Here is a 17,728-nt window from a genome sequence, read left to right on the forward strand (position 1 = left end):
TATAAATGAAAATATTACAAGGCCAAATAGTAGACATAAAAAACAAACGTATCTTTAAAGGAGAAGTGCATGTTTCCGAAGGGAAAATCACAAATATCCAAGAAAAGGAGCACGATGTAAATCACTATATCTTACCAGGTTTTATTGATGCACATATTCACATAGAAAGTTCTATGTTGGTGCCAACAGAGTTTGCTAAAATTGCGGTAAATCATGGTACTGTTGCAACGGTTTCAGATCCTCATGAAATTGCAAATGTTTTAGGTATTGATGGTGTTAATTTTATGATAGAAAATGGAAAGCAAACCAATTTTAAATTCAATTTTGGTGCGCCATCCTGCGTACCTGCAACAAGTTTTGAGTCTGCAGGAGCAGTAATAGATAGCGATGGGATAAAACAACTCATGGCAAATCCAGATATTAAGTATCTCGCTGAGATGATGAATTATCCTGGCGTTTTATTTGATGATGATGAGGTGCTTAAAAAATTAGAATGGGCAAAACACTATAACAAACCTATTGATGGTCATGCTCCAGGCGTTGTTGGTGATGATATTACCAAATATATAAACGCAGGAATTTCTACAGATCATGAGTGTTTTACTTATGAAGAAGGTTTAGAGAAACTGCAAAAAGGCATGAAAATTCTCATAAGAGAAGGTAGTGCTGCCAAAAACTTTGAAGCGTTAATAGGCTTGATGCCAGAGCATTATAAAAACATGATGTTTTGTAGTGATGATAAGCATCCAGACGATTTAATTATAGACCACATAAATAAGTTGTGTGCTAGAGCAGTGGCTAAAAATATTGATGTTTTTAAAGTACTGCAGGCTGCATGTATAAATCCAGTAGAACATTATAACTTAGAAGTGGGACTATTGCAAAATGGAGATGCTGCCGACTGTATTATTGTTGAAGATTTAAAAGATTTTAAAGTCTTAAAAACTTACATTAATGGCGAGTTGGTGAGTGACCACGGAAATTCTAAACTCCAAACTATTGCTTTTAAAAATTTAAATAATTTTAATACATCAAAGAAAGAAGTTTCAGATTTTAAAGTGGCTATAAAAAGTACTTCGGAAAAGATAAACATTCGAGTTATTGAAGCCCTAGAAGGTCAGCTCGTAACTAACGAAGTTATTGAAGAAGCAACTAGCGATAACGGAAATATAGTGTCTAACACTATAAATGATATTCTAAAAATGACGGTCGTCAACCGTTATAATGATGATCAACCAGCGATGGCTTTTATTAAAAATTTCGGACTAAAAAGAGGCGCAATCGCATCTTCTGTAGGTCATGATTCTCATAATATTATTGCTATTGGAGTAAGCGATGAGATGATTTGTAAAGCGGTTAATCTTATTATCGAAAATAAAGGCGGTATTTGTGCAGTTGATGTTTCCGAAGAAAAAATAGTATCGCTTCCTGTTGCTGGGATTATGAGTGATAAAGATGGAGAAACTATTGGAAAATCGTATGCAGAGCTCGATGCAATGGCAAAACAATTGGGTAGCGATTTAAACGCACCTTATATGACCTTGTCGTTTATGGCTTTACTAGTTATACCATCTTTAAAATTGAGTGATAAAGGCTTATTTAATGGTAAAGATTTTAAATTTACAGATTTAATACTTCCACAAGAGTGAAATTACAAACTGAAGACTAAAATATGCCAATTCTACAATCAACGTTTAAACCTCCATTTCAATTTAAAAACGGATTTATTTCAACGGTTTATTCAGGGTTATTCCGAAAAGTAAAACTAGAGCAATCCCGCGAACGCATTGAAACTCGTGATGACGATTTTTTAGATTTAGATTGGAGTTTTTCCGAAGAAAAGTCTAAAGAGGTTATTATTCTCCTTCATGGTTTGGAAGGTCATGCACAGCGACCATATGTTACTGGTACTGCTAAGCTTTTTAATAACCATGGCGTTGACGCAGTTTGTGTGAATTTTAGAGGTTGTAGTGGTGAAGGTAATCGATTTTATAATAGTTACCATTCTGGTGCTACAAATGATTTGGATGATGTTGTGAAATATTGTATTGAGCAAAAACAGTACTCTAAAATTTACATTAAAGGCATTAGTTTAGGTGGTAATATAACCTTAAAATATGTTGGTGAAAATCGAGTAGTGCCTGCTGAGGTAAAGGCAGCTATAGCAATTTCTGTTCCTGTAGATCTCAATGGTTCTGCTACCGAATTGCATAAATTTAAAAACAAAGCATTTGCGATTAGGTTTAGAAAACATTTGTTAGATAAGTTACGTGTTAAGCAAGTGCAATTTCCTGAAATTTTAAAGGATGTAAATCTCAATGATATTAAAACACTTAGAGAATTTGATGAGTTTTATACCTCAAAAGCGCATGGTTTTGAAGATGCTATGGATTACTACAAAAAGAGTAGTAGTTTGCAATTTTTAAATCGGATAGAGATTCCAACACTGCTCATAAATGCTCTAAATGATTCATTTTTATCTGCAGAATGTTATCCTGTAAAAGCAGCAAAACAGAATGAAAACTTATTTTTAGAAATGCCAAACCATGGAGGTCATGTTGGTTTTATACAAAAAGGGAACATCTATTACAATGAGAAACGTGCTATAGAGTTTGTGAATGCTCTAAAAAAGAATTAATTTTCTGCAAGAAATTTTTTACATCAAGCGCTTTTTATGAAACACCTTTACACAACTATAGTATTTACGTTTTGCTGTCACCTCATTTTTGCTCAGACAGGGTTTGTAAAACAATCAATAATAGATAGCACTTTTGTTGTCGATAACCCTAGTTCTTTGGTATCTGTAGATTTTGATAGTGATGGAGATTTAGACTTACTTGTAGCATCCAATCAAGATGATAAAGTTTCATGGTTAGAAAATCTAGATGGCCTTGGTACTTTTTCTCAATTACAATTGCTTGTTGGTACTGTTGATTCTCCAGTGTCTGCGTTAGCACATGATATGGATGGAGATACTGATTTAGATCTTATAATAGCATCTACTGGAGATGAAGCTATTGTATGGTATGAAAATGTTGACGGTTTGGGGAATCTTGGTAATTCGCAACAAATTGCAACTGGTCTTTCAGGTTTAAATTTAAATTTTACGGTTGCAGATCTTGATAACGATAATGATTTAGACGTGATTTCGAGTTCTGGTTCTACAATATCTTGGTTTGAAAACATAGATGGCTTAGGGAGTTTTGGGAGTGAAGTTGTTCTAGATTCTAATAGTTATTCTACACATGTAATAGCAGAAGATATGGATGCAGATGGCGATTTAGATATTCTATTTAGTCAAAGTAATAGCGAACTTAGATGGCTTGATAATTTAAATAGCAATGCAACCACATGGACTGCTAATGATATTAGTACTATAGCAGATGGTATTATAGACGTGGTAGTTGCAGATATTGATGGAATAAATGGTGTAGATTTAGTAATATCATCGTCAATAAATAATAAATTGTTTTGGTGTCAAAACGATGGGTCAAACAATTTTGACTCTGGTCAGCAACTTAATACAATCAGTGGAAATGCCAAAGGCGTTGCTGTAGCAGATATTAATGGTGATACTTTTTTAGATGTTATTTCTGTTGCAGGCAGTGAAGTGTCTTACTATCAAAATACAGATGGCTTGGGCGCATTTAGCGATCAACAAATTATTTCAACTGCAATAAATGATGGTGAAATTGCAGTGGCTTCAGATTTAACTGGAAATGGTTTTATGGATGTTGTGTCTGCCTCTAGCATTGATAATAAAATAGCTTGGTACCAAAATATTGATGAATTAGGTAACTTCTCGTCACAACAGCTTTTGTCTCACAGTGTTGAGGGCTTAAAATCGATCTATAAAGCAGATTTAGATGGCGATGGCGACTTAGATGTGCTATCAGTCTCTAATTACGGAGTTGTTTATTGGTATGAATTTATAGAAGAAACAGAGACATTTGATGTCCCAAAAGTAATAACCGAACTAGATGAAGATTTTGAAACCATTTACGCAGAAGACCTAGATGGAGATGGAGATATGGATGTTATTACGGGTTCATATTATTTTAATTCTATTAAATGGTTCGAGAATTTAGATGGATTAGGGACGTTTAGCTCAGCTAATTTAATTACAGATACCTTGTCTAGCGTTACGTCTATGTCTGTTTTTGATGTCGATGGAGATAATGATAATGATGTCGTGGCACTCTCATTTTTTGATGGTAAACTGGTTTGGTTTGAAAATACGGATGGCACTGGTAATTTTGGTTCAGAAAATGTCTTAGAATCTGGTATGATGACACCTCAAGAAATTTTCAAGGTAGATTTTGATAATGATAACGACTTAGATATTTTGTTATCTTTTAGAAACACGATACAATGGTATGAAAACACAAACGGGAGTTTTTCTGCACCAAATATAATAACCACGTCATTATCAAATAATCATTTCATAAATGTTGAAGATATTGATGGTGATGGTGATACTGATGTTTTATCGGCTTCTAGTAATGCCATTACTTGGTTTGAAAACACTAATAGTTTAGGAGATTTTAGTGATGAAATTTTAATATCTAACGCATTTAATAATGCACCAAAAGCTATTAGTGCTGGAGATTTTGATGCAGATGGTGATGTTGATGTCATTTCTAGTCAAGATAATAATATCTCATGGTTTGAGAATGTAGATGGACTAGGCACTTTTGGAGATGAAATATTTATTGAAAATACATATACATTAGCGAAGCAATTTTTAATAGAAGATGTAGATAGCAATAATGCTGTAGATGTTATCACGTTATTTTCAGAACCTGGTAATAATGACTTTAAAGTTGTGTGGTATGACAATAAAATAGTCACCAATACAATTTCTGGTCAAGTATTATATGAGGCTAATGGCAATTGTGATGCAAATGCTTTGGTTGTACCTAACCAAATGGTATCTACTACAAGTACTATAGATGGTGTTTCTTCATTTACAAATGTAAATGGCTTTTATGAAAATAAGGTTTATGAAGGTGATTTTACAACACAATTAGAAGGTTTAGCTCCATATTTTGATTATTCTCCATTAACATATGCATCTAACTATGATACCGTTAATAATTTAGATGTATTTAATTTTTGTATCGAAGCCAATACAGTTGTAAACGATTTAAATATTGCTGTGTATCCGTCAATTGATGATCCAAGACCTGGTTTTATAACAACCTATGAGTTGGTGTATAGCAATGTAGGTACAACAGCCCAAAGTGGTACAGTGACTTTTGAGTTTGACGATTCAAAATTACAATTTGCATCTGCGAGTGAGACTGCAACAACTATTACTAACAATACATTAGCGTTTGATTTTATAGATTTAAATCCTTTTGAGACACGCACTATCGCATTAGAATTTATAGTTTTTGCACCACCAACTACAAATATAGATGATGTGCTTATATCTACAGCAGCTGTAAACCCAATTGCAGGAGATTTCACAGAAGATGATAACACCTTTAATTTAGAGCAAACCGTCATTGGGTCTTATGATCCTAATGATATTGCAGTGTTAGAAGGTGACGAAATTTCTATAGATGATACTGATAATTATTTACACTATGTGATTCGTTTTCAAAATACAGGTAATGCAAGTGCTATTAATGTAAAGGTTGATAATGTTTTAGATGATAAATTAGATTGGACCACATTACAAGTAGAGAGCTTAAGTCATAATGGTCGTGTAGAAATTATTAACCAAACTAATGTGAGCTTCATATTTGATGCTATTAATTTGCCAGATATGTTTAGTGACGAGCCAAATTCTCACGGATTTATAACCTATAAAATTAAACCAAAAAACGATGTGGTATTAGGAGATATATTCTATAACACGGCAGATATTTTCTTTGATTTTAATCCTGCAATAACTACAAATACGGTTTCTACGGAAATTGTAAACACCTTATCATTAGAGGAGTTTGAAACCAATGTAGTTACAGTATATCCTAATCCTTCAAAATCTAACTTAACAATTACAACTAAATTTGGCTTTGATTATTTTACAATTGTAGATATTAACGGAAGAGTTTTAAATACATTTACAAACGAGGAAGCCGATTTAAGTAAAACCATAGATATTGAAGCGTTAGCTAACGGAATTTATTTTCTAAATTTAAAATCCCTAACCAAACAACACACTGTAAAGTTCATTAAAAATTAAATGTCATCGCTTAAAACAGCAATAATTTCTAATAAAAACGGTATGGAGCTCCACATCTCAAACTTTGGAGCCACCATCATTAGTTTAAAAGTGCCCAATAAACAAGGTTTTCTTACCGAAGTTGTTGTAGGTTTATCATCACCATTAGATTATCTTAAAGAGCAATATCTTAATCAAAATAGATGTTTAGGAAGTTCTATTGGTAGATATGCAGGACGAATTTCAGGAGGAGGCTATAAAATAGATGGGAAATTCTTCGCGCTTTCTCAACATAAAGCCGAACATTTACATGGTGGTTTTAAGGGGTTTGATAAGCAATATTGGGATTTTGAAAGTGTTGAGCGTACTGAAAACCCAATGATGACACTATCTTATGTGAGTAAACACCTTGAAGAAGGTCATCCAGGTAACTTACAAGTCTCAGTTAGCTATCAATTGTTAGAAACTAACGAGCTGACTATCACTTATAGTGCAAAAACCGATAACCCAACACATGTAAATCTCACCAATCACTCGTATTTTAATCTCCACGGAAATGGAACCATCTTAAACCATAAGCTGCAAATTAACAGTGAGCGCTATTTAGAAATAGATGTAAATATGATGCCTTCTGGAGAAATTCTTAACTCCAAAAATTCTAAGGCAGATAGAACTGTACTAGAAAACATTGCTAGAGATGATTTTAATGGATTTGACGATACGTTTATTTTAACTACCGAAAAAGAGTGTGCAAGGCTCATTTCCGAAGAGACAGGAATCGAGATGATTGTAGATACCAATCAAAATACATTGGTAGTGTTTACTCCTAAAAATTTTGATGGAGTGACGTTTAAAGACGGTGTGGTTTATGATGATTTTCCTGCCATTTGTTTTGAAGCTCAAAATTATCCTGACGCACCTAATCATATCAATTTCCCGTCTACTTTATTAATGCCAGATGAGATTTATGAGAATAGAACTTGTTTTAAATTTAATGTATTAAGTTAAAATAGTCTAGTTTAATAATTCTACAGGAAAGCCGTTAACCGTAAGTTCCCAAACTTCAGGAAGTATAAAATAAACAAACAAGGTGACTAAAATTATTGATATTACATTCATTATTATTCCTTTACTTACCATGTCTGGAATTCTTAAATAACCAGATCCAAAAACTACAGCATTTGGAGGTGTTGCCACTGGAAGCATAAATGCGCATGATGCGGCAACTGCAGCACCAACCATCAAAATAAATGGATGCATATCTACTGTGATTGCCATGGGAGCCAAAACTGGTAAAAGCATGGCTGTGGTTGCTAGATTTGAGGTGATTTCGGTTAAAAAATTAACGGCTGCAACCAATAAAAAGATTAAAAGAATTGTGGTGACTCCTGCTAATAAAGTCATTTGATTGCCAATCCATTCTGCTAAACCGCTAGATTGAAATCCTTGAGCTAAGGCCATTCCGCCTCCAAACAGCAAGATAATTCCCCAAGGTAATTTTGTGGCTTCTTCCCAATTAATGATGTGCTCTTTTTTGTTTTTTGCAGGTATTAAAAATAACACAATAGCAAAAAACATAGCAATAATAGTATCATCTAATGCTGGTAAAAACGATTGTAATAAAAAGGATCGTGTAATCCAACAAAAGGCTGTAATAGCAAAAACGATGGCAACTATTTGTTCTTCATAACTAATCTTGCCAAGTGTTTTTAGGAGCCTTTTAATTTCTTGTTTTCCTCCTGGAAACTCGGTTTGTTTAAATGTAAACGCAAATCGTGTGAGATATTGCCAACAAATAACTAATAAAATTAAAGAAATTGGAAATCCAAAAATAAACCATTGTGAGAACGTGATTTCATAGCCATAAATATCAGATACAACTCCAGCCAAAACTAAATTTGGAGGTGTGCCAATTAGCGTACCAATACCACCAATAGAAGCACTATAAGCAATGGCAAGCATGAGCGCTTTTCCGAAGATAGTATTTTCGTTTTCAATAGTATTAGGATTGTCTTTTAGTTGTTTTATAATGGCAATACCTATGGGTAACATCATAACAGATGTTGCTGTATTTGAAATCCACATAGATAAAAATGCTGTGGCTACCATAAACCCAAGTATGATTTTTTTAATATCGCTACCAATTATATTAATGATGTTTAAGGCAATACGTTTGTGCAGGTTCCATTTTTCTATAGCTATCGCAATAATAAATCCGCCTAAATAAAGAAATACATATTTATGACCAAAAGCGCTTGTAGTTGAAGATAAGTCTAAACCACCAGACAAGGGAAACAACACAATAGGCAGTAAAGCACTTACGGCAATTGGGATGGCTTCTGTGATCCACCAAACGGCAATCCATGCTGTTGATGCTAGTACTGCATTGGCTTCATTTGAAAGCCCTTCAGGTTTAAAAAATAACAGTATTATGATAAAAAGCGTTGGGCCTAAAAAAAGACCTATACGTTTAGTGAGTGTCATATTTAAAAAATTAATCGCACTAAGATATGCAATTCTATTGGTCTTATATTTTATCTTTAAACATTGAACTTCAAAGGGTTAGTGGTTTGGGCTGTTTTTTTTACGTCAATTATTTGTTTTTCAGTCAATTGTGATAAGTCTTTTTCGTCGCATTAGTTTGTGGTTTTAATTTTTTTTGTAATTTAGACCTTTAGTTATCCCTGTAATTAATTGAGTACGTTAAGTTTTGACGCAAGACTAATAATTTTTATACCATTGTTATGTTATTCAAAAAAATAGGGATTTCCATCCTTCGTTTACTCAATTTCGTTAATAACCTTATTACCTCATTTGGTAAATTTGTTAAATCATCTTATTTAAGTCTTTTATTTCTTGCTATTATATTATTAATGGTTCAAGCTTTAGAGCAAGCTAATACGTTATTAGTAGATATGATAGAAGGTGATACCATATCACTACTATTATGTTTTGTGGTTATTTCTGTATTTGCTTCAGTACTGTCTCATTATCCTAGATATATTTATTATGCCGAAAATATAAATGATAGTCGCGATGATCATAAATGGTATGTATATAAATGGTTTGGATATGCCATTTTTATTTTCTCTAAAATAGATCCAAACTATAAGCAAGATTATAAAGCAAAATTTTTTAGACATTGTCTAGGCTTAGTTATTTTTACTATTTGGCATTATTATATTTTTCAAACCTTCTATTTCAAAATGTATTTTAGTGATTTAGATGTAGATATGATTCAATTAATAACGCTAGTGCTTTGCGTTTTACCAGCACTTTTATTAATCATATTGCTAGATAAATTTGATGTTTACCAAGACAAATTATTAGAAGTTAAAAGTGATGAAGCCATTACCTTAGCTAAAGCTCACAAAAAGAAATTCGTAACCAAAGGCGTCAATGCACTTTTTGTATGTATCGTTTTAGTAATTGTATTTGCTATTGTCATCGCATTTACTCTTAACTTTAGTCTCTACGGTTATTGGCTGCTTCAAATTTTTACGTTCTTGTTAGCAATTCTCTATATTATGTTTAGAGTTTTTCGTGTTTATGCTAAAACCATAAATTTTAATCGCTTTTATTTTTTGAGTAGTAGTGTAGGTTATTTAAGGTACTACTTTGTTTTTGCAGTAGTAGTTATATTATTTTTAATCTACAGTAATATTGCTGTTTATAATACATGGAAGCTTTCTAATGCAATGCTCATATTACTGTCTTATGTATTTGTTATATATTATGGTATTGCGTGTTTGGTGAAGTACTTTTTTATGTTAACCATTTTTAAAACTCAAAAAGAAGACTTAGATAATAATCCATACGTCACCAAAAAAAATTATTTATATAGCTCTGGAGTATTACCAGATAACAGAAAAAATCTCTTACCCTTAGAACATCAAAACTCATTTGCAATACGACGTAGGCTCATAGCTTCGGTAGTCACTTTTATCATTATTGTACTTGGCGTATTAAGTTTTACTTCGGAAACTCAAATACACGAACTTCAGTCTTATAAAACAAATACAAGTGAAAATGTTCTAGAAATGGAAGCGTTCAAAAATAATCTAAGAAGCAGAACAAGTAAACCTTTGTTTTTTGTTGCTGCTCATGGAGGAGGTTTAAAAGCTAATATTTGGACGATGAAAGTGTTAAACGAAGTTCAAATAAAAACCGAAGGTGCCTTTCTTGATCAAACCGTTTCATTTTCAGGTGCTTCAGGAGGTATGATGGGAGTATCGTTATATTCAATATTAGGAGGAGAGCATACTAATGATTTTACAACAATTGGATTAAAAATAAATGATGTGGCAAGAGAGAACTTTGCCTCTAAAGATTTAGCGTTAGCCTTTGGTTTTGATATGGTTAGAAAAGTTTACCCCTTAAATAAAATTGGCAAATATAAAGACAGATCGTATTTTTCTATGGTTACCTATCGTAATATTCTAGAGGATCAATCTGCAATGACGTTAGATTCAACGTCTTTTAATTCTTATTGGAAAACAAATATATATGATAATAAAACTGGCTATTTTCCATCGTTAATTGTGAACACAGCTAAAACTAACGGTAGGCGTGGTGTGTTCTATTCCGTGAAATACCCTCAAGATTCTACTATATTTTATAATTCAGACAATTTATCACAACTACGAAATGATAATTCTATTGCCTACTATGAAGCAGTGTCTTCTACAAATAGGTTTCCTGCACTTAGTCCGGCTGCCAAAATAAAAGGTTATGGTCATTATATTGATGCAGGAGCTCTTGATAACAGCGGTCTTTTAAGCTCTCTCGATTTATACAATTACTTACAAAAAGATTCTACCTTAAATAAAACGAAAAAAGTATTCGTAGAAATCATAAATGGTAGAAATAACTATATCTGGTATTTAGTCCAAAAATTTAAAGCTGAAAACGAAATTACGCACCTAAAAATAGATGAAGTAGAGCAAGATAATATCGTAGCCGATTTAAAAACAGGCTTTAATCTCGATAAAATTCCCAATTATCTAAGTTCATATATGCGAGATCGAAGTAAAGACCCATCTATTGAATATGTACCCATTTATTTGCCGTTTCAAATAGAATATAATGAAATTGAAAGTTATTTAGGAGGTGAGCTTATTGATAAAGATCAAGTGAGCGAGCTTCAAGTGTTTTTAAATCGTGAAAATGCGAAAGTCAAAAAAGAAATTAATGATAATGGTTTTGAATGGGAAACCTATGAACCTACATTAGCAAGACACTTGAGCGAAAGCACCATAACATATTATGATCGCGTGATTCAAAGTACATTAATCACAGATCAAATTAAGGAGATAAAAACATTGTTAAACCAATAAAATTAGAACGCTATGAAAGCAATTAATAGTATTAATAATATTCCGTTACATTACGCAAGGCTAGTTAATCATCCTTATGGTACGCGTGGAGAACAGCGTCAGTTTTCTATAGATTCTAATTTTTTAAAAGTTCTTGAAAGCGCTTTTGATGAGGTGTTTACAAATTGTCCCTTAGGAGTGCCAGAAGTCGTGACAACTGCTGGGATTTTTGTCAATAAACCAGGTCAACATGGTCATGGTACAGCATTTGATTTGGATGCTGTGTTTTGGAAAGATCACACACTAGTTTCTAAAAATTTTATTCATCAAAAAGAACTGTATTTAGGTATAGAATCTTTTCTTCGGAAGCACTTCGGAATCGTTCTTAACTATTATTATAGAGGTCACGAAGATCATTGGCATGTAGATACGAGTGTGCCTGTTGATTACCATGAAGCCTCAAAATCTGAAACACTTTACCTTCAAATGGTGCTAAAATATATTTACGGTAAACCAGTCATTATTGATGGTTTATCTGGACCTCAAACTAGAAGTTATACCCACGATGTGTTTCATAGATTAAATATTAGTACGCCAATTACAACCAAAGATAATTACTTAAAATTCTTAGATATCACTGGTAAGGTGGCTTATAAACTTTCCGAAGAAAAAACCACACCATTGCAATTATTAGAAAATTTAGAAACCGTTGTAAATCAACTCCCTTCTGCAAATAAGCATGTTGTAATAGGTGCTTTAAATACGTTTATGGATAATGTTGATACAGCAGCTTGGTTAAATGAGATGACTCATAATCACGATTTAGATGCTGTAATTGACGCTGTATTAGCGTCTTAATTTTTAAAACTAGTAGTATGGATTCCTATCAAGTAGGCACAAATAAGCCCATAAAATTGAAAGTTGCTATTGTCACAGAAGCGATCCCAATAAGCTATGCATTTTTGTATCATACTATAGATGATCAAACACCTTATGCTATAATTCCGCCATTTGATCCAACTCAAAAAACCGGTTGGAAACAATTAGATGGAGGTAATGAAGTACAATCAAAAGTGTTTAGAGTAATGACATTTTGCCGATTTTTTAACCCATTTCCAAATCAAGAAACCTTTAATTTAGCTATTAAACAAATTAAAGATACTTATAAAGCGAGTATTAATGGAGGAAGCGAAGGGCAACTAGATATGAATTTTAAAGTCACTGCCTTTTATGAAGGCCAAACCTGTATTTTAGAAAGTGAATTGAAGTTAACCTAATAGTCATGAAACATCTTAAAATTATAATCCTTCTGCTTACAACTTCTGTTTTTGCTCAAACAAATATCAATCCTGTTTCAGCTTTAAAAAATTTAGCACCTCCAAGTTCTCCAGCTTTTGTTTTGATGGATTTAACACCATCTAATATCATCGTGCCAGAGCATATTCAAGCCTTTTCTATACAAACCATAAGTGCCTTTTCTGGTGATAGCTCTAACGGGTTATCAAACAATAATTACGCTGTAGAATTTCAACCTTATTGGTATGTTAAGCGAAATAATATGAGCTTTTTTAAGTATAACAATCTTAAAAAAAATGATGGGATAAATGCTGAAACTTCAAATCCAAAGGATTATACTAAATATAATGTTTTTGGTGATGCTTGGAAACGAGCGTCAGTATCTTTAGCATTAATGAATGGTAATTTTAATGTCTTTGAAACTGCACAATCTTATGTTTCGGTAGGAGCGAGAACACGATTACTATCCTTTAAAACTAAAGAGCAACGTAGTGCAATAGTGTCACAGTATTCAAATTACGAACAATTTATGACGAGCCAAGAAGTGATTATGATTTTCGCAAATCCTAGTTTAAGTGCTTCGGAAAAAAATACAGCCATTACCAATCTTGAAACCTATAAGACAATAGTTAACGATTTTGAAAACACACTCAACCAAAAACCGTTATTTGCTCTCGATGTTGCAGCGGCTTACAGCCACTTTATGGGAGACGAAAGTCAAGATTTAGATGATGGCTTTGGACGTTTAGGTATTTGGGCATCTGGAGATTTAGCATTTTATACACCAACAATTGGTAGTAATAGCCACATTCATTTTTATGGTGTGTTTAGATATCTTCGTGACGGACTTATCATCAACTCAAATTTAGATGGTTTAAAGATTGAAGAGGCTATAGATTATGGCGCAAAACTGGAGTTAGAACTCGATAATTTATCGTTTGGATATGAGTATATTACAAGAGCTATAGATAGTGATAACGAAGAACGCTCTATGGGTTCCATTAGATATAAAATCAATAATGCCTTTACATTAAATGGTGGTTTTGGTAAAAATTTTAAAAGCAACGGTAATACTGTAGCGCTTTTTGGGATACAATGGGGAATTGATTATGGCAGTTCAGTATCCCTTGGTACTCAATAAATTGTAGTGGTTTTCAATTTTTAATGAAATGAAATCATAAATGATGATTATTTTCTATATTTAGAGAAAATAACCTATATGTTAAGAAAAGTTTTTGGAAGCGCTGTTTTTGGAGTAGAAGCTACAACCATCACAGTTGAGGTTAATGTAGATTCAGGAATTGGCTACCATCTTGTTGGTCTTCCCGATAACGCTATCAAAGAAAGTAATTTTCGTATTGCTGCAGCACTTCAAAATAATGGTTATAAAATTCCCGGTAAAAAGATCATTATTAACATGTCTCCTGCCGATTTACGTAAAGAAGGGTCATCTTATGACCTTACTTTGGCAATTGGAATTCTCGTTGCAACCAACCAAATTCAAGGAGATGATATCGACAAATACCTTATTATGGGTGAATTGTCTCTCGACGGAAATTTACAACCTATAAGAGGAGCGCTTCCTATTGCAGTTAAGGCTAGGGAAGAAGGGTTTAAAGGATTTATTCTTCCGAAGCAAAACGCCAAAGAGGCTGCTATTGTTGATGGCCTAGAAGTTTTTGGTGTGGATAATATTTTGCAAGTCATACAGTTTTTTGATACAGGAGAGCCTCTTGAGCAAACCATTATCAACACAAGAGAGGAGTTTTATAAAAACCTTGATTTTCCAGAGTTTGATTTTAGTGATGTTAAAGGTCAAGAAAGTATTAAACGCTGTATGGAAATTGCAGCAGCAGGAGGTCATAATATTATTTTAATTGGTCCTCCAGGTGCAGGAAAAACAATGCTTGCCAAGAGATTGCCTAGTATTTTGCCACCAATGACGTTACATGAAGCTTTGGAGACCACCAAAATACATTCGGTTGTAGGTCGTGTTAAAGAACATACAGGTTTGATGGCTCAACGACCGTTTAGAAGTCCGCATCATACTATTAGTAATGTTGCTTTGGTGGGAGGAGGCAGTTATCCGCAACCAGGAGAAATATCTCTATCTCACAACGGTGTTTTGTTTTTAGATGAATTACCAGAATTTAAACGCGAAGTTCTGGAAGTGATGCGACAACCTTTGGAAGATCGTGAAGTTACTATTTCTAGGGCAAAATTCACCGTAACTTATCCATCATCATTTATGTTGGTTGCCAGTATGAATCCAAGTCCTGGTGGTTATTTTAACGATCCTAATGCGCCTGTAACGTCTTCTCCTGCTGAAATGCAGCGGTATTTAAGTAAAATCTCCGGACCATTATTAGATCGAATAGATATTCATATTGAAGTGACACCAGTTCCTTTTGATAAATTAGCAGATGAACGTAAAGGTGAAACTTCCGTAGACATAAGAAAACGAGTGACTGCAGCTCGTGAAATTCAAACGAAACGTTTTGAAGATTCTAGCAAAGTACATTATAACGCACAAATGAATACGAAATTCTTAAGGCAATACTGCAAATTAGACGCTGCCTCCATGCAACTATTAAAAACAGCCATGGAACGTTTAAATTTGTCTGCTAGAGCATATGACAGAATTTTAAAAGTATCTCGTACAATCGCAGATCTCGAAGGTGTTGACGATATAAATGGCTCTCACATTTCCGAAGCTATACAATATAGAAGCATGGATCGAGAGGGTTGGCTAGGATAATTTAAAAATTAAATCGTTTTAAGATTAAATTCTTTTTTTATAAGAGCAGTAGGCATTAATCTATATTTTCCTAATCTTCTAAATAGTGTTTTGAAAAATACCATTTTAGAAGGTTTGACTTCTGTTCGTTTTTTCATCTCTCCTACATCTAGGCATATATTAGAACCATTAAGCATACTATATAGAACAGCAGGAAAAGGAAGTGGTTCTAATGATGCTACATTAGGAAATTTAGTCCGATCATGATGAAACCAAAAATTATCTCCATACATTAAATCTATGTGTTCTGGTTTAATGATCACGCAAGTGCCACATATGGTTTGAAAGTTTTTTAAATTGAGATATGCATATTTTTTCCCTTCAGGATAGAGGTAGCCCTTTTTTACAAACCAACCAGATTTTGAATCATCACTATTTTTGTTTACAAATTCACATATCTTGTTACTTATACAGTCATCAGAATCAACTATCATTATATAAGAGGCTTCTAATTTTTTAGCATAATCTGTTGCTAGTTTTATCTTTTTGCCTTTATCTTTTTCTTTTGCAATTAACTCTGTATTTATACCAGGAGGAGCAAAATCAACTTGTAAAAATGTTACTCGAGGATCGTTATTATAACTTGTTTCAGGTATTTCATGACAAGCAACAACGACTTTAAAATTTGTGTTTGACTGATTGCAAATTGAGCCTATACAACGATCTAAAAGACGACTAAAAGAAGCCCAATTTTTTTCTATAGTTTTACTTTTTACAGGGATAACGAATACGAGCATGATTAAATCATTTATTTGTTTAAAAATATAGTAAAGAAAAGATCTGCAACATAAATTTGATTATCTCGCTTTTTTAGAATTTCAAAAATTATTACTAGTTTTTAATATAATCAGCTTCTTCAAAGGGTTCCATCCACTGTAAAATCATGTCATTGTTATTAGTATCAGTTATTTTAAGCAAATCTCTAAACTCAATAATTTTTGAATTAATTTCTGTAATGGTGTCAGCGACGAGATAAATTCTTGCAAAGACTTGTTTTTCGGTGCCTAACATTTCCGAAGTAACAACATCACCCGTTTTAAAACGGTCTAAGACGAAAATCACATTCTCGTCTTTTTGAATTTGCTCTAAACCTTCAATAGTATCTATTTGTCCGCCTTTTAAAAGCACCCAAATGGTACAGGCTGTTTTTCCTTTAAATCTAAAGTCATTTTGAGATTCAAAATCATCATCACCAAATTGACCTGTTAAAGCAAAATTGACAAGCATTTCTCTATGGTCAAACCCGTTAATATGAGCAATGGGTAGGTGAGGTGCTTCCCCTTGTAATCTAAATCCTGGATCGTAAGCGTAAAAAATACCGTCTTCTACAAAAAATTGAAGATTTAAAACTCCATTTTGTACATCTAACGACTCAAAAAAGGCACATAATTGAGGATTAACGTCTTTTACAAATTGCTCTGTATATTTAGAAGGGAATACGGCACCAATACAAACAGGACTAGAATCGCCTTGTTTTTTTGTCGTGAACCTATCTGAGACAGCAGATAAGTATGCTTTGCCATCTTTAAACGTGTAATAGGCTGCCATATCATCACAATCCATATAACGCTCTACTAGAACTACGCCTTTTTTAGAAAATTTTAAAGCCGTCTTAACTGAGCTTTTATAGTCATCTTCATCTCTGCAAATCTTCATGCCAACACCTCCACCATTATCTACAGGTTTGATCATAACAGGGAATTTCATGTTTTTAGCATCATCAATGTTAGAATTTTTATCGATATAAATGCCTGGAATATCTTGAATGTTATGCTGTATACAATATTTTTTAAAACCATCTTTACTACAATACGCATCAACAGCGTCATCAGTAACATAACAGTGCATATTTAGTTTTTTGCAGATTTCTCTATATGGCGCAACTAAAATATCTGCTACGCCTACTAAAACACCATCAACTTCAAGCTGTTTTGCTAAATCAACGACTTGGTCAGTATTAAACACTTCAATATCATAACTGTCATTGGCTACTTTTTTAGCTGGTGAATCAGGATTTGGATCTACAACAATAGTATGAACACCCATTGATATTGCGGTTTTTACTAAAATGGCTGTCTCAGGATTACCTCCAAGAATAATAAGTTTTTTCATAGCTAAAACTAATAATTTGCGTAGTGTTAAGTGATT

12 protein-coding genes are annotated in these 17,728 nt (G+C 33.2%); 9 read left to right on the plus strand and 3 right to left on the minus strand.

All coding sequences use genetic code 11. The annotated features are described in order from the left end of the window. Window positions 1-5: 5 nt before the first annotated feature. From ade to TD29_RS08685, 4 genes are read left to right on the plus strand one after another with little or no spacing between them, the layout of a single operon-like run. Complete coding sequence (ade, locus tag TD29_RS08670; RefSeq protein WP_040280069.1) at window positions 6-1,649, plus strand: adenine deaminase; 1,644 nt, start codon at window positions 6-8, stop codon at window positions 1,647-1,649. A gap of 23 nt (window positions 1,650-1,672) precedes the next feature. Next, window positions 1,673-2,638: a YheT family hydrolase gene (locus tag TD29_RS08675; RefSeq protein WP_040280071.1), complete on the plus strand. Its 966-nt coding sequence runs from the start codon at window positions 1,673-1,675 to the stop codon at window positions 2,636-2,638. Between the two features lie 36 nt (window positions 2,639-2,674). After that, a complete protein-coding gene (locus TD29_RS08680) occupies window positions 2,675-6,193 on the plus strand; it encodes a T9SS type A sorting domain-containing protein (RefSeq protein ID WP_040280073.1) in 3,519 nt (1,172 codons plus the stop codon). Next, window positions 6,194-7,180: an aldose epimerase family protein gene (locus tag TD29_RS08685; protein WP_040280074.1), complete on the plus strand. Its 987-nt coding sequence runs from the start codon at window positions 6,194-6,196 to the stop codon at window positions 7,178-7,180. It abuts the gene before it with no gap. A 6-nt stretch (window positions 7,181-7,186) separates the two neighbouring features. Here TD29_RS08685 and TD29_RS08690 read toward each other — a convergent pair whose 3' ends face one another. Beyond that, complete coding sequence (locus TD29_RS08690) at window positions 7,187-8,656, minus strand: SLC13 family permease (RefSeq protein ID WP_040280075.1); 1,470 nt, start codon at window positions 8,654-8,656, stop codon at window positions 7,187-7,189. A 260-nt stretch (window positions 8,657-8,916) separates the two neighbouring features. On the opposite strand from TD29_RS08690, the gene TD29_RS08695 reads away from it, so the two are divergent. The 5 genes from TD29_RS08695 to TD29_RS08715 all read left to right on the plus strand — a co-directional run bounded on the left by TD29_RS08695 (window position 8,917) and on the right by TD29_RS08715 (window position 15,541). Continuing rightward, the gene (locus TD29_RS08695) at window positions 8,917-11,508 is read left to right on the plus strand and encodes a hypothetical protein (RefSeq protein WP_040280076.1); all 2,592 of its coding nucleotides are present in this window, start codon (window positions 8,917-8,919) and stop codon (window positions 11,506-11,508) included. Between the two features lie 12 nt (window positions 11,509-11,520). After that, window positions 11,521-12,345 (plus strand): hypothetical protein, encoded by an 825-nt coding sequence (locus TD29_RS08700; protein WP_040280077.1) that lies wholly within the window; start codon window positions 11,521-11,523, stop codon window positions 12,343-12,345. Window positions 12,346-12,362: 17 nt separating this feature from the next. Beyond that, entirely contained in the window at window positions 12,363-12,764 is a 402-nt protein-coding gene (locus tag TD29_RS08705; RefSeq protein WP_040280078.1) for a hypothetical protein, read from the plus strand. A 5-nt stretch (window positions 12,765-12,769) separates the two neighbouring features. Continuing rightward, window positions 12,770-13,924 carry a hypothetical protein gene (locus tag TD29_RS08710; protein ID WP_152611490.1) on the plus strand — a complete coding sequence of 385 codons (1,155 nt, stop codon included), beginning with the start codon at window positions 12,770-12,772 and terminating at the stop codon, window positions 13,922-13,924. Window positions 13,925-14,002: 78 nt separating this feature from the next. Then, a complete protein-coding gene (locus tag TD29_RS08715; protein ID WP_040280080.1) occupies window positions 14,003-15,541 on the plus strand; it encodes a YifB family Mg chelatase-like AAA ATPase in 1,539 nt (512 codons plus the stop codon). Window positions 15,542-15,549: 8 nt separating this feature from the next. Here the strand turns inward: TD29_RS08715 and TD29_RS17880 are convergent, their stop codons facing one another. Both TD29_RS17880 and TD29_RS08725 read right to left on the minus strand, forming a co-directional pair. Further along, window positions 15,550-16,317, minus strand: coding sequence for a hypothetical protein (locus TD29_RS17880; RefSeq protein ID WP_052467037.1), 768 nt, complete (start codon window positions 16,315-16,317; stop codon window positions 15,550-15,552). Window positions 16,318-16,411: 94 nt separating this feature from the next. Beyond that, window positions 16,412-17,692: an ATP-grasp domain-containing protein gene (locus tag TD29_RS08725; protein WP_040280081.1), complete on the minus strand. Its 1,281-nt coding sequence runs from the start codon at window positions 17,690-17,692 to the stop codon at window positions 16,412-16,414. Between the last annotated feature and the right edge of the window lie 36 nt (window positions 17,693-17,728).

It is taken from the genome of Psychroserpens damuponensis (genome assembly GCF_000826655.1).
Classification (GTDB): Bacteria; Bacteroidota; Bacteroidia; order Flavobacteriales; family Flavobacteriaceae; genus Psychroserpens; species Psychroserpens damuponensis.

Coding starts and splice junctions, on each gene's coding strand:
- TD29_RS08685 (WP_040280074.1), top strand. CDS start 6,194: ATGTCATCGCTTAAAACAGCAATAATTTCTAATAAAAACGGTATGGAG.
- TD29_RS08690 (WP_040280075.1), bottom strand. CDS start 8,656: ATGACACTCACTAAACGTATAGGTCTTTTTTTAGGCCCAACGCTTTTT.
- TD29_RS08715 (WP_040280080.1), top strand. CDS start 14,003: ATGTTAAGAAAAGTTTTTGGAAGCGCTGTTTTTGGAGTAGAAGCTACA.
- TD29_RS08680 (WP_040280073.1), top strand. CDS start 2,675: ATGAAACACCTTTACACAACTATAGTATTTACGTTTTGCTGTCACCTC.
- TD29_RS08675 (WP_040280071.1), top strand. CDS start 1,673: ATGCCAATTCTACAATCAACGTTTAAACCTCCATTTCAATTTAAAAAC.
- TD29_RS08700 (WP_040280077.1), top strand. CDS start 11,521: ATGAAAGCAATTAATAGTATTAATAATATTCCGTTACATTACGCAAGG.
- TD29_RS08695 (WP_040280076.1), top strand. CDS start 8,917: ATGTTATTCAAAAAAATAGGGATTTCCATCCTTCGTTTACTCAATTTC.
- ade (WP_040280069.1), top strand. CDS start 6: ATGAAAATATTACAAGGCCAAATAGTAGACATAAAAAACAAACGTATC.
- TD29_RS17880 (WP_052467037.1), bottom strand. CDS start 16,317: ATGCTCGTATTCGTTATCCCTGTAAAAAGTAAAACTATAGAAAAAAAT.
- TD29_RS08710 (WP_152611490.1), top strand. CDS start 12,770: ATGAAACATCTTAAAATTATAATCCTTCTGCTTACAACTTCTGTTTTT.
- TD29_RS08725 (WP_040280081.1), bottom strand. CDS start 17,692: ATGAAAAAACTTATTATTCTTGGAGGTAATCCTGAGACAGCCATTTTA.
- TD29_RS08705 (WP_040280078.1), top strand. CDS start 12,363: ATGGATTCCTATCAAGTAGGCACAAATAAGCCCATAAAATTGAAAGTT.